A 12,687-nucleotide genomic window follows, 5' to 3' on the forward strand; every position below is an offset into this window, starting at 1 on the left:
TCAAGCCTTCAAGCGGCCGTCGTCGTAATATTACACTCTATCAACGGCGGTGATGACCGAGAATTCGGATCCTATCTAAAGGAGAACCAGATGACGGGGCTCTCGTGGTTAAAGGATCGTGTTTGGGTTTGAATTAGTTATTGCTCGTGTACGCAATGAGATACTATGTCCTGAACGCCAATAGAGGCCTGCCAATTAGTTGTTGGCAGGCCTTTTTCTATACGGATTGCGAGTGAATAACATATTGAATAACATATAGAAGGGCAGTACTAGCTCGCCCCACTTTGACTATGTAATGATGTTCTTAAACCATTTCCAATCATCGTATTTGTTTCCAATGCTTTTCATATGGGCATAGCGTTGCAGGCTAGACCAGCTTTTGTGGCCTGTCACTGAACTGGCTTGTGGCAGAGTGCGGCCAGTTTCAATTAGCCACGATGTCGCTTCGTGCCGCAAGTCGTGAAAACGGAGGTTGCGAATTTCCAAAAACTTGCAGGTGCCAGTGAATTGTCGACCAATTACATCTTTGTGAAAGGGAAAGATCCGATCTGACGTGCGTGGCATGCTTTCGATGATTTGGACAGCTTCTGGTGGAAGCTCGCAAACAACGTCATTGCCTTCTTTCTCGCCTGGGTCTTTCATGTCGCGCACTATCAGTGTCGAGTGTTCTTTAGAGTAATCATCCCAAACAACGCGGGTGATTTCGGCTTGGCGACGAGCGGAAAAAACCGCAAAGGGTAAGATTTTGGTCATGGGGATTGCTCGACTATCGTGGGATTCTCTTTGAAAGAAATATTCCATAAGCTCGTCCAGTTCGGCGAGGCTCGGTCGTCTTGTGCGTTTTTTTGACTTTCCGGTAATTCCCAAAGCTGTCGTGGTCTCCCGTGCTTCTTCAAGAATATTTTTGTCAAATGGAATGTCGAAAACAGGGCGGGCAAGTTTAAGGCAGCCGGAAAGGTGGCTTAAATAATTTGCTGTTGTTGCAGGTGAACGCGCTCCGGCTCCATGTGCACCTTCCGCAACTTGAGTGGCAAATTCAATCAAATCGGACGGCCTAAGAGAAGTGACTTCGAAGTCCGCGATATTAAAATTCTGGATAGTCTTCAAAACTTGTGACTTTGTTTTCCCCATCTTCTTATGGTGGCTCGCGACCATTTTGTCGATCAATTCACTTACATTGATTTGGTGTTTTTGTTGAGTGAGATGCCCTGAGTTGTACTCCTTTTCAATACGCTTGATCCAAGCTGCTGCGGCTGTCCTCCTTTCGAAAGTCGTGGATTTGCACAGATCAACTTTTCCGTCCTTTTTCTTGATTACCTGTGCCCTGTACTTTGTACCGGATTTGCTCTTGCGCTCTACGATGGTGCCCATTATTTACGTCCTTTGTTTTTGGCATACTACAGATATAGGTTTGCGGTATGCCAAGCTGCTAGTGGGTATGCCAAACGGTATGCCAAAAACTCAAAACGTTGAAAAATCCCACAAAATAAGGCTAAAAAAGTTGTCGATAAAGTCACCAGAGATAGCGCAAAAGATAGATAATACCTTTATTACAAGGGCTTCAAGATTATCGGTTGCGCCTATGATGGATTGGACGGATCGGCATTGTCGGTATTTGCACCGTTTGCTGACCAAACGCACGTTGCTGTATACCGAAATGGTCACGGCGCCGGCGCTGGTGCGGGGGCAGGCGTTGCATTTGTTGCGGTTTGATGCGGCGGAACATCCGGTGGCGTTGCAGCTTGGTGGGTCTGATCCGGTGGAACTCGCGCAGGCCTGTGTGTTGGCAAATGACCACGGCTATGACGAGATTAACCTGAATGTCGGTTGCCCAAGTGACCGCGTTCAGTCGGGCTGTTTTGGGGCCATTCTGATGGAAAACGCGCCGCTTGTGGCGGATTGCGTAGCGGCCATGCAGGCGGCGAGCACCTGTGAAATTACGGTGAAATGTCGGATTGGGGTGGATGATCAAGACCCGAGCCAAGTCCTGCCGGATTTCATTTCTAAAGCTGCACAGGCGGGCGTGACGCGGTTCCAAATCCATGCGCGCAAGGCGTGGCTCAAGGGGCTTTCGCCCAAGGAAAATCGCGATATTCCGCCGCTGGATTACGATCTGGTCGTGGCGATGAAAGCGCAGTTTCCAGAATTGCACATCTCGATCAATGGCGGGATTACCTCCTTGGATCAAGCCGAGGAGTTGTTTGCGCGCGGGCTTGATGGCGTGATGATCGGGCGCACAGCCTATCATTCGCCAGCGGATGTGCTCTGTGCGGCGGACGCGCGGATATACGGCGAAACGGGTGAGAGCGACCCTGTGGAAGCGGTGCACCAGATGATCCCCTATATTGAGCGCCACATTGCTGAGGGCGGGCGGCTCAACCAAGTCACCCGCCATATGTTGGGGCTGTTTACCGGCCGTCCGGGTGCGCGGGCGTGGCGTCGAGTGCTCTCGGACGGGGCACCGCGTGAGGGAGCAGGGCCGGAATTGTTGCTTGAGGCGCTTGACCGCGTCACCGGAGGCGATATTGAGGGTGGCAACCCCTAGGCCATCGAAAGACACGTCATGACTGATTTAATCCAATATGTCCCCGCTCTTATCCTTTTACTGGTGATCGGGGCCTTTGCGGGCGTCATGGCGGGCTTGCTGGGCGTTGGCGGCGGCATTATCCTTGTGCCCGCGTTTTATTATGCGTTTGACGCGCTTGGGTATAGTGGCGATCAGTTGATGCAAGTCTGTCTGGCCACATCGCTCGCGACGATCATCGTGACCTCCATGCGCTCAGTTTCGAGCCATCATAAAAAGGGCGCGGTGGAGTGGGATATCCTGAAAAAATGGGCCCCTGGCATTGCGGTTGGGGCGGTGTTGGGGATGCTGACGGTGTCGTCGCTGCGCTCATCTACCCTGCAAGGCATCTTTGGGTTTCTGGGTATTTTTATTGGGTTTTACATGGCGTTCGGCAAGGCCACATGGCGCTTGGGCGATGAAATGCCCTCGGGCCTCAAACGGATCGCAATTTCCCCTTTCGTTGGGTTTCTCAGTGTCCTGATGGGCATTGGCGGTGGTAGCTTTGGCGTGCCGCTGATGAGTTTGCACGGTATTGCCATTCACCGCGCGGTGGCTACGGCGGCTGGTTTTGGTGTGATTATCGCGTTCCCTTCGGTGATCGGGTTTCTGTTTGTGGACGTCGCCGCCGACAGTGCGCCGCCGTTTACACTGGGCGCTGTGAATATTCCTGCGTTTCTTGTGGTGATTTCCATGACGCTCATTACCGCGCCCATTGGGGCGAAATTGGCGCATCGGCTAGATGCAAAAATGCTCAAGCGGATTTTCGCGGTGTTCTTGATTGTTGTCGCGACGAACATGTTGCGCAAAGCGGCGGGATACTAAATCTAGCCACGTTCCTTGAGGCGCGCGGCACGACCACCCCGCCGTTGCTTGAGCAACTCGATACGCGGGGGCAGGGCGTCTAAAATGGCCTGCCGACCCGCCGCATCCATCCCGCTCCAGTCGGCGATTTCATTCAAAGTGCGCAAACACCCCGTGCAAATTTCGGCCTTGGAATGGATCACACAGATGTTGATACAGGGCGATTCAGGCTCGTCTCGTTTCCAAATATCCGTCATTGGCGCCTCAGGTGGCTCAATCGGTCCAACGCGCCCTGAAGGATAAATCCAGCCGCCACATGGTCGATCACATCGGCGCGTTTGGCCCGTGACACATCCGCAAGCAACAGCGCGCGCTCGGCGGCGACGGTAGACAGGCGCTCGTCCCAATAGGTGATGGGCAGGGGGGTGAGCCGTTCCAAATTGCGCGCAAAAGCCCGCGTTTTTTGACAGCGCGGCCCCTCAGAGCCATCCATATTGCGTGGAAATCCAAGGACAATGCCGCCGACTTCGTTTTTGGCCAGCAAGGCCAGCAGCGCTTCAGCGTCGAGGGTGAATTTCTTGCGACGGATGGTTTCAAGCGGGGTGGCGATGTTGAGCATGCGATCCGAGAGCGCCACACCGATGGTTTTGTCGCCAAAATCCAAACCCGCAATCGGGCGCATGGTCGGCACTTGCGGCGCGAACTCTTCGATCAGTTCTAAAATCATTCCGTAACGCCCGTTTCAAATCCGGAGTCTGCACCTACTTGCGCGATGATTTGCGCGTCTTGTGGGTTGTTTGCAAAGGTTTCCTTGGCGACGTCATAGGCTTGTTTGGCAACGTCATCTTTGCCCAGAACACTGGTGGCACGAATGTACTGCGCCCATTCTTGGGAGGTGGCATCGCCCGCTTCGAGCTTGCCTTTGAGGTTCTCGACCATCCCCAAGATCATCTCTTGGCGATCCTCCTCCGACATGCTGCCTGCGTCGCGCACTTGCTCTGCGGTTGGGCCAGCGGTGTTCGAGGTGTCGGGCGTGAATTCTTTGCCAGCGAAATAGGCGACATCGGGGAATTGCGCAAAGAGCAAATCCGTCCACGGAGCGTTTGGATCGGCGCGCTCAAGCAGCGGTTCCCAAAACGCGTAGGTCGCGTCGGGACGTCCGGTTTGCGCCAGCATCAACCCCATATAAAATCGCGCTTCGGCGTTTTGTGGAGCACGGCGCATGACTTCGCCCCAAAGCGCCTCAGCTTCGGGTGAAACAAAACCGTTCGCGCCATAAACCATGATTCGCGCCAAAAGGATCAAGTCGTTGGTGTCCACGTTGTCTGGACCCATCAGTTCCACAACGCGCGATTGCGCCGAGCGTGCAGCGGTATAATTGCCAAGTTGGGCTTCCTGTTTCGCCAACAAGCGATGGCCGACCTCGTCGGTTGGCCGCTGCTCAAGGGCCGTGCGCAGCTTGTTAAGCAGGTCCAAATCCGCGTCACTGATATTTTTAACGGAGCGATCAGGCGCCAACTCCTCTGCTTCGCGTTGGGACATGCGGCTTTCATAGGCCTCGTTTGCCTCGGCAAATCGTTCGGCCAAAGGTTCATCCGCGCGACCCGCACCTCCTAATTCCGCGTAGATATATCCGCCCACGCCAAACAATAGCGCCACGATCAATGCGGCCACCGCATAACTTGCGCCCTTGGGGGCCTGTGGCAAAACAGGGGCGTTTTGTGCGCGTTTGTCCGCTTCCAGCAAGCGCCGAGAGACTTCGGTTCTGGTGCGGGTTGCGTCCTCTTCTGCAAGGGTACCGCTGGCAACGTCACGGTCGATATCCGCGAGTTGGCGTTGATAAAACACAACTTCTTCGGATGGCGGACTCATGGCATCAGGCGCCGCGTCGCGATCCTCGCGTTTCATCAAGTTTAGAATTACAAAGGTCGCGCAAACCCCCGCAATCACCGCAATTGTCAAATAGAACCACATGGCCGCTCCTTTAGTTGCTCCCTTCCTAGCGACTCTGGGACGGTTGCAAAAGGTACAAGTAGCCGCAGCAGGCCCTCAAAACCCAACATTCCTGTGATATGTCGCAGATGTGCCGAAAACTGCCGCAAGTTGGCTGCCTATGGCTTGGCAACTGCGCAAGAAAAGGCAAGGATAGTCTTGTCCGTTACGCCCTTGCGGCGCGTTGCCCTTTTTGCCGACCCTTCATTGTGGAAGTACCCTATGAAACGTTATTCTGCCTTTGCCATTGCCCGCGAAGCCCTGCGTCACCACACGGGATGGGAGCGCGCGTGGCGCAGTCCCGAACCCAAGAAGCGTTATGACGTTGTGATCGTCGGCGCGGGCGGACATGGGCTTGCGACGGCGTACTACCTTGGCAAAAATCACGGCATCACCAATGTGGCGGTGATTGAAAAAGGCTGGCTTGGCGGCGGAAACACAGGGCGCAATACCACGGTTATTCGCTCAAATTATCTGCAAGACCCCTCTGCGGCGATCTATGAAAAAGCCCGCAGCCTTTATGAAACCATGAGCCAAGACCTCAACATGAACGTGATGTTCAGCCCGCGCGGCGTGTTGATGATCGCTCAAACCCACCACGAGGTGCGCGGCTATAAACGCACGGCCCAAGCCAACGCCTATCAGGGGGTGGAAACCGAGTTTGTTTCGCCTGAACGCGTGCAGGAACTGTGCCCGATTATCGACATCGCAGGGCCGCGCTATCCGATCCTCGGCGCGCTGTGGCAACCCCGCGGCGGTACCGCCCGTCACGATGCTGTCGCTTGGGGCTATGCGCGCGCCTGTTCGGGCATGGGCATGGATATCATCCAGAAATGCGAAGTCACGGGCATCTCGCAAGCCAACGGCCAAGTCACCGGTGTTTCGACCACGCGTGGCGATATCGCCTGTGGCAAACTCGGGATTGTCGTCGCGGGCCATTCCGGTCACCTCGCCGATATGGCAGGCTTTCGTTTGCCCCTTGAGAGCGTCGCCCTGCAGGCCCTCGTGAGTGAGCCGATCAAACCCTGCATGGATGTGGTCGTGATGGCCAACACAGTGCACGGCTATATGAGCCAGTCTGATAAGGGTGAAATGGTTATTGGCGGCGGGGCCGACAGCTATAATAACTACACGCAACGCGGCTCGTTCACCCATGTCGAAGAAACCGTGCGCGCGCTTGTGGAAACCTTCCCGATGATTTCACGCCTGAAAATGTTGCGCCAATGGGGCGGGATTGTGGACATGACGGGCGACCGCTCACCGATCATTTCCCCCACGCCACTGGGCAGTTGTTTCATCAACTGTGGCTGGGGAACGGGGGCTTTAAGTCAATTCCAGGATCAGGCTGGGCGATGGCCGATATGATGGCCCGTGGTGCCCCAGGGCCGCTTGCATCCGCCTTTGGTCTCGACCGTTTCGTCGAAGGCCGCTTTATCGACGAAAGCGTCGCAGCGGGGGTGGCACATTGAACATCTCTAACATCAAGTCCCTCGGAGACCGCCCATGCTGACCTTCAAATGCCCCTATTGTGGTGTCCAAGCGGACGAAACCGAACTCGCGGCAGGCGGTGCAGCGCATCTTTCGCGTGCGCTCCCAGACAGCGACGATGCCGCGTTTGAGGCCTATCTTTTTCACCGCGCCAACCCGCGTGGCGTGCATTTTGAACGCTGGCGGCATAGCAACGGCTGTACCAAATGGTTCCACGCCGCCCGTGATACGATGACCCTCGAAGTCTATGGCACCTATCCGGCACAAACCTTTGGCCCGCCTGACGAAATTATCGCCAAAATCCGCGCCCGCCACCCCAATTGGACGCTCGATGCCGCCATCGCAACCCCCGCCGGAGGTGCCGCATGAGCACGCGCCAAACCACAGACGCTCGTCTGATTGACACAAGCAAACCGCTGAAATTCACCTTTAATGGCCAAACGCTTACGGGCTACGCTGGCGACACACTCGCCTCGGCCTTGCTCGCCAACGGCCACTTGCTCATGGGACGCAGCTTTAAATACCACCGTCCGCGCGGCCCCGTGGCTTCGGGCGGCGAAGAGCCTAACGCGCTGGTTAATTTGGGGCAGGACGGCCATGTCGAGCCCAACCAACGCGCCACCACCACGGAATTGTTCGACGGCCTCGTGGCCACGTCGCAAAACCACTGGCCCAGCCTGAATTTTGACGTGGGCGAGATCAACAACAGTATCGCGCGCTTCCTCCCCGCGGGGTTTTACTACAAGACCTTCATCTCGCCACGGCCCGCATGGAAGCACGTGTTCGAGCCGATCATCCGCAAATCTGCGGGGCTGGGTCCGGCTCCCAAAGACCGTGATGCGGATCGCTATGAACATTTCTATGCCTTCACCGATGTTTTGGTCGTCGGTGGTGGCATTGCAGGCCTGCAAGCGGCCCTCGCCGCAGGACGCTCTGGTGCCAAAGTTCTGCTGTTGGAGCAAACCGACAATTGGGGTGGTCGCGCGCCCGTGGACGGCGACGTTATCGACGATATGGATGCTCAAAGCTGGATAACTTCAGCCCTTAACGAATTGAATGCGCTCGAAAATGTGACATTGCGCACCCGCACCCAAGGCTCTGGCGTTTATGACCACGGCTATGCTTTGGGCTACGAGCGTCTAACCGATCACGTCACCGCATCCGCCGCCCCGCGCCACCGCCTATGGCGCATCCGCGCCGCGCGGATTGTGACGGCCACAGGGGCTTTAGAACGCCCCCTCAGCTTCGCGGGCAACGACATTCCCGGCGTGATGCTCGCAGGGGCAATGCGCGATTATTTGGTCAATTTCGGAGTCGCTCCAGCGCAAAATCCTGCCGTAATCACCAACAATGACGACGCCTATCGCACGGCCATCGCATGGCGCAAAGCGGGGCTGAAGGTTGCCGCAATTTTGGATGTGCGGGATGCCCCTACGGGGGACTTGATCGATAAGGCGCGTGCGCTCGGGATTGACATTAAATTCGCCACCGGCATTGCCAAAACCATGGGTCACAAAGTGGTGACGGGCCTTAAAATCTGCGCCATCGATAGTGACGGAAGCCAATCCGAACTCCTCGAATGTGACGGTGTGGCCATGTCCGGTGGCTGGTCTCCCGTCGTCCACCTCTGGTCCCATTGCGGTGGAAAACTGCTCTGGGATGACGCGCAAATTCACTTCGCCCCCGATCCTTCCCGCCCGCCGCTTGGCGCGGATGGCACGGGTTTTGTGCTCACGGCAGGCACGGCCTCTGGTCCTCTCGCGACAGGGGCGCTGCTTGCCGATGCGGATGCCGCAGGCAAACGCGCGGCCAAGGAGGCGGGGTTTACCCCCACCGACGCGGCGGCTCCTACCAGCGCTGAAATCGCGACCGCGCTGCCTAAAGCTATGTGGATTATTCCTGCCAAAGCGACCGCAGATATGCGCGCAAAATCGTGGTTGGACTTCCAGAATGACGTCAAAGTTTCCGACGTGCAACTGGCCGCCCGTGAGGGCTATGAAAGCGTTGAACACACCAAACGCTATACTACTTTGGGTATGGCAACTGATCAAGGTAAGTTAAGTAATATCAACGGATTGGCGGTACTTTCTCAAGCGATGGGTCAAGAGATTCCATCGGTGGGCACCACCACCTTCCGCCCGCCCTATACCCCGATCTCCATGGGCGCAATCACCGGCGAAGCGCGCGCAGATTTGTTCCAGCCTTTGCGCCGTACGCCGATGCACGATTGGCACCAAGACCACGGCGCAACATGGGAACCCGTCGGCACGTGGCGTCGCGTCTATGCCTATGAGCGGACGGGAGAAACCTCCGATCAGGCCGTCATGCGCGAAACCAAAAACGCGCGTGATAACATCGGTCTTTTGGATGCTAGTACCTTGGGCAAACTTATCGTTAAGGGCCCCGACGCCGCGGCGTTCCTTGACCTCATGTACACCAATATGATGTCGACGCTCAAACCCGGCAAATGTCGCTATGGGTTGATGTGCAACGACAATGGATTCCTGATCGATGACGGTGTTGTTGCCCGCATTGATGAGGAGACGTTCCTTTGTCACACAACAACCGGCGGCGCAGAATCTATCCACGCGCATTTCGAGGATTGGTTGCAATGTGAATGGTGGGATATGAAGGTCTATACGGCCAATATCACCGAACAATTTGCGCAAATCGCTGTGGTGGGTCCCAAGGCGCGGCTCCTGTTGGAAAAACTTGGCGGTATGGATGTTTCCAAGGAAACGCTGCCGTTTATGTCTTGGGCACAGGGCACGCTTGCCGGATTTGACGTGCGGGTGTTCCGCATCAGTTTCTCGGGCGAATTGAGCTATGAAATCGCCGTTCCTGCCAGTCAGGGATTGGCGTTTTGGCAAGCTTTGCATGAGGCGGGGCAGGAATTTGGCCTGATGCCTTATGGCACCGAAGCGCTGCATATTTTGCGCGCCGAGAAGGGTTTTATTATTGTGGGTGACGAAAGCGATGGAACCGTAATCCCGCAAGACCTCAATCTGGGGTGGGCGGTTTCCAAGAAGAAACTCGATTTTATCGGTAAACGTGCCCACGCGCGCAAGGATATGCAGCGTGAAAATCGCTGGAAACTTGTGGGCTTCCAATCGGTTGACGGGTCCATTTTGCCCGAAAGCGCCTATGTTCTGGGCACGGGTGAAAACGAAAATAACCAGCAAGTGATGCAGGGACGGATCACCTCCACCTATCATTCGCCCAACCTTGGGTATGGCATCGCGATGGGCCTTATTGAGGGCGGCTTGGCGCGGATTGGGGACGTTGTCGAAGTTGGCAATCTGGGCCGCGAAACCATCGCCGCACGGGTTGTCGATCCCGTTTTCTATGACAAAGAAGGGGCCAAACAAGATGTCTGAAGCAATTGAAATCGCCGTGAGCGCCCTTGAGGGGGCGACCTCCACTGGCTGTGTGACCGTGCGCGAAATGGCGCTGCAGGGCATGTTGACAGTGCGGGCCGATTTGTCGAGCAAAGTGGTCAAGGCTGCGGTCAAAGCCTTGACGCAAGTGGCAATTCCAAAGCCTCGGCGCGTGTCGATTTCAAAAGGCGCTGGGGTGGCATGGATGTCGCCCGACGAACTGCTAATTTTACTGCCCTATACTAAGGCTGTTGAGGCTTCGGTTGCGTTGGACAAAGCCTTAGCGGGCACCCATGCGCTGGTAGAAAATGTCTCCGACGCGCGGGCGGTGTTTACGGTTTCCGGCCCCGATGCTCGCGATGTTTTGGCCAAACTTTCCCCTGTTGATCTCTCGGATGACAACTTTGCCAAAGGGGAAATCCGTCGCAGCCGTCTGGCGCAAATTCCGGCGGCGTTTTGGATGTCGGGGGATGCCTCCGCGCGCCATGAGGAGATGACCATCGTTGTCTTTCGCAGCGTTGCGAAATACGCGTTCGATGTCCTTTCTAACGCCAGTAGTGGCGGGCCGGTCAAGTTCTATTCTTGAAAGGAGTATCCGTCTTGATCAAGCCCCTTTCTTTACCCAATTTCTATCTACCTTGATGATGGCGACTTTTGGTGGCTTTCCTGCTTTGATCAGGGCTTCGTATTTAGCCTTGAAGTCGGGGTTGTGTCGCATCGCCAACAAGGCCGGCATGTAGAGGGCATCCCTCACTATTTTTCGACCACCCTGAATGAATGATTTGCCGCGCCACTGTCCAGATTGACGCGTCATTGGGGCCAGACCAGTCAAGCTGGCCACCTGCTTCCGATCCGATCTCGGGCATCTCTATTAGAATCGTGGAAGCACAGGATGCACCGATGCCAGGAATTGAACGAGGAATTTTCACCGAATGCGCCAGCATATCTCTGGAGCTTATCAGGCGATCAACCTCAGCATTAATTTCACGGATTTCCTTATCTACCTGTGCCAAGCGGGCTTTGCTTTGGCGGCGAGTGATGGACAGGGTTTGGGTCTTCAGGCGGCAGATGATGCCGGTTCTATCCTTAATCAAACCTGCACGAAATGCCCGTAACTCTTTCAGATAGTGCTGAATCTTGGCTGCGGGATTATCGGGTTCCAACGCGAAAACATCTCCCATGACAGCTAGCATCTTGGCATCAACGGTGTCCGTTTTCGCGCGCAAGCCTTGGGCTTGTGCAAATCGGCGTGCTTGCAAAGGGTTCACCTTTACCAAAGGAAGATGTGCGCCCAAAGCGCGTTCAAGCCCGCTGTGATAAGCCCTGTTGCTTCATAGACCACGCGTGTCACTGCTGTCTTTGCGCAGAACTTGCCAAGCAACTTAAATCCTTCGGGGCAATTGCTAAACGACATCGTCTTCCCGTCGCTCAGCCGGTGAATGTCCAAAGTGGCTTTGGAAATGTCTGATGGTATCATTCTTCATCTTCGTCATATCCTATGCTTGTCCTAGAGGGCTACGCGCCGCTCTGGATCCGTTCAGGCCTTTGGCTAAGGTGAAGGTTGATCTTACTCCTTTACGGTCCTCAAAAATCAAGCGATTGTCGATCCAACCACCACCACAGGTCAGCATTCTAGAATGCTGACCTGTGGTTCTTGCTTCGCACAAAAGCTGGGATTTTCATAAGACAAGCGTGATCCTTGGGGGCTGGGGCGGGCCGAGTGAGGTATCATAATATGTTTGTTTACAAATGGTTATGACCACAAGACACAAGCCTCCACACGCCTTGCGATAAAATTATTATCACGCTACCTAAGTTGGATATTGTTTTTTCGATTTGGAGAAGTCATACGAAACTTTCGTTTTCCGCAGTGGTTGCTGCGACTTTAACGCTCGGGATCGCAGCGCCCGCTTCCGCCGCCAACCTGCTCATGTGCAAAGTCTCAAATGCTGGCGCGTCACGAGGTCGGATTTCGGACAAGATCGTAATTGCCTATGAGGAAGGCAAAAAGAATGTTCTAGTTTTTGATCGTGTGATTTCCAATTATGGTTCTGAATCAGCGGTGGGGAAGGTTGAAACCGATAATGCAAAGCGGACGACTTTTGTTTGGGAAGTTAAGGTTACGGATTCCAAGCGCCAACACGCCACAATGCAATACCGATTGACGTTTCTAAAGAAGAACCACGGCCTACGGTTGACAGTAAACCCTTTAGGGTATCGAGGCGACGTGACTGGCAAAGGTATCTGTACGCCAACGGTGAGCTAAAACGCGCTCCTATACAGGAAACCCCAAAGTTTTGTTCCGAAGCGTGGCGCAAGACGCGTTTGACTCGCTGTCCAATGTGTCATCGGGCGGGGCCGTTGGCTACTGCGATTAACGGTTTCTATGCGGATCGGACTCCATTTTATCGTGCTTTATTGAGGAAATTTCGTCCCATTTAGGGAATGCTGTTGTCCATCAAC

General features: G+C 55.0%; 10 protein-coding genes and 2 pseudogenes. 7 read left to right on the plus strand and 5 right to left on the minus strand.

The window, feature by feature from the left end; translation table 11 throughout:
• Nucleotides 1-288 precede the first annotated feature (288 nt).
• On the minus strand, nt 289-1,371 hold the full coding sequence (locus RC74_RS14375) for a site-specific integrase (protein ID WP_039001248.1): 1,083 nt from the start codon (nt 1,369-1,371) through the stop codon (nt 289-291).
• 211 nt (nt 1,372-1,582) lie between these two features.
• On the opposite strand from RC74_RS14375, the gene dusA reads away from it, so the two are divergent.
• Both dusA and RC74_RS14385 read left to right on the plus strand, forming a co-directional pair.
• A complete protein-coding gene (gene dusA, locus RC74_RS14380; protein ID WP_052274712.1) occupies nt 1,583-2,545 on the plus strand; it encodes a tRNA dihydrouridine(20/20a) synthase DusA in 963 nt (320 codons plus the stop codon).
• Nucleotides 2,546-2,563: 18 nt separating this feature from the next.
• A complete protein-coding gene (locus tag RC74_RS14385) occupies nt 2,564-3,388 on the plus strand; it encodes a sulfite exporter TauE/SafE family protein (RefSeq protein WP_039001249.1) in 825 nt (274 codons plus the stop codon).
• A 2-nt stretch (nt 3,389-3,390) separates the two neighbouring features.
• Here RC74_RS14385 and RC74_RS14390 read toward each other — a convergent pair whose 3' ends face one another.
• The 3 genes from RC74_RS14390 to ccmI are packed head-to-tail and all read right to left on the minus strand — an operon-like array spanning nt 3,391 to nt 5,341.
• Nucleotides 3,391-3,624 carry a DUF1289 domain-containing protein gene (locus RC74_RS14390; protein WP_039001250.1) on the minus strand — a complete coding sequence of 78 codons (234 nt, stop codon included), beginning with the start codon at nt 3,622-3,624 and terminating at the stop codon, nt 3,391-3,393.
• Entirely contained in the window at nt 3,621-4,094 is a 474-nt protein-coding gene (gene ruvX / locus RC74_RS14395) for a Holliday junction resolvase RuvX (protein WP_039001251.1), read from the minus strand. The genes RC74_RS14390 and ruvX overlap by 4 nt, the downstream gene beginning before the upstream one ends.
• Entirely contained in the window at nt 4,091-5,341 is a 1,251-nt protein-coding gene (gene ccmI, locus RC74_RS14400; RefSeq protein ID WP_052274713.1) for a c-type cytochrome biogenesis protein CcmI, read from the minus strand. Before ccmI ends, ruvX begins: the two co-directional genes overlap by 4 nt.
• 240 nt (nt 5,342-5,581) lie before the next feature.
• On the opposite strand from ccmI, the pseudogene RC74_RS14405 reads away from it, so the two are divergent.
• The 4 genes and pseudogenes from RC74_RS14405 (at nt 5,582) to RC74_RS14420 (ending at nt 10,810) form a co-directional block, all read left to right on the plus strand.
• Nucleotides 5,582-6,828: pseudogene (locus RC74_RS14405) on the plus strand (sarcosine oxidase subunit beta family protein).
• Between the two features lie 34 nt (nt 6,829-6,862).
• Nucleotides 6,863-7,216, plus strand: coding sequence for a sarcosine oxidase subunit delta (locus RC74_RS14410; protein ID WP_039001253.1), 354 nt, complete (start codon nt 6,863-6,865; stop codon nt 7,214-7,216).
• Complete coding sequence (locus RC74_RS14415) at nt 7,213-10,224, plus strand: sarcosine oxidase subunit alpha family protein (protein WP_039001254.1); 3,012 nt, start codon at nt 7,213-7,215, stop codon at nt 10,222-10,224. The genes RC74_RS14410 and RC74_RS14415 overlap by 4 nt, the downstream gene beginning before the upstream one ends.
• On the plus strand, nt 10,217-10,810 hold the full coding sequence (locus tag RC74_RS14420; protein WP_039001255.1) for a sarcosine oxidase subunit gamma: 594 nt from the start codon (nt 10,217-10,219) through the stop codon (nt 10,808-10,810). Before RC74_RS14415 ends, RC74_RS14420 begins: the two co-directional genes overlap by 8 nt.
• An 18-nt stretch (nt 10,811-10,828) precedes the next feature.
• Here the strand turns inward: RC74_RS14420 and RC74_RS23875 are convergent.
• A pseudogene (locus RC74_RS23875) lies at nt 10,829-11,717 on the minus strand (IS110 family RNA-guided transposase).
• A gap of 323 nt (nt 11,718-12,040) precedes the next feature.
• Between RC74_RS23875 and RC74_RS14435 the strand changes: the two are divergent.
• Nucleotides 12,041-12,490: a hypothetical protein gene (locus tag RC74_RS14435; protein ID WP_039001256.1), complete on the plus strand. Its 450-nt coding sequence runs from the start codon at nt 12,041-12,043 to the stop codon at nt 12,488-12,490.
• The last annotated feature ends 197 nt before the right edge of the window (nt 12,491-12,687 follow it).

The organism is Falsihalocynthiibacter arcticus (assembly GCF_000812665.2).
In the GTDB taxonomy this organism is placed as follows: Bacteria; Pseudomonadota; Alphaproteobacteria; order Rhodobacterales; family Rhodobacteraceae; genus Falsihalocynthiibacter; species Falsihalocynthiibacter arcticus.

Coding starts and splice junctions, on each gene's coding strand:
- RC74_RS14385 (WP_039001249.1), top strand. CDS start 2,564: ATGACTGATTTAATCCAATATGTCCCCGCTCTTATCCTTTTACTGGTG.
- RC74_RS14420 (WP_039001255.1), top strand. CDS start 10,217: ATGTCTGAAGCAATTGAAATCGCCGTGAGCGCCCTTGAGGGGGCGACC.
- RC74_RS14375 (WP_039001248.1), bottom strand. CDS start 1,371: ATGGGCACCATCGTAGAGCGCAAGAGCAAATCCGGTACAAAGTACAGG.
- ruvX (WP_039001251.1), bottom strand. CDS start 4,094: ATGATTTTAGAACTGATCGAAGAGTTCGCGCCGCAAGTGCCGACCATG.
- RC74_RS14410 (WP_039001253.1), top strand. CDS start 6,863: ATGCTGACCTTCAAATGCCCCTATTGTGGTGTCCAAGCGGACGAAACC.
- dusA (WP_052274712.1), top strand. CDS start 1,583: ATGATGGATTGGACGGATCGGCATTGTCGGTATTTGCACCGTTTGCTG.
- ccmI (WP_052274713.1), bottom strand. CDS start 5,341: ATGTGGTTCTATTTGACAATTGCGGTGATTGCGGGGGTTTGCGCGACC.
- RC74_RS14390 (WP_039001250.1), bottom strand. CDS start 3,624: ATGACGGATATTTGGAAACGAGACGAGCCTGAATCGCCCTGTATCAAC.
- RC74_RS14415 (WP_039001254.1), top strand. CDS start 7,213: ATGAGCACGCGCCAAACCACAGACGCTCGTCTGATTGACACAAGCAAA.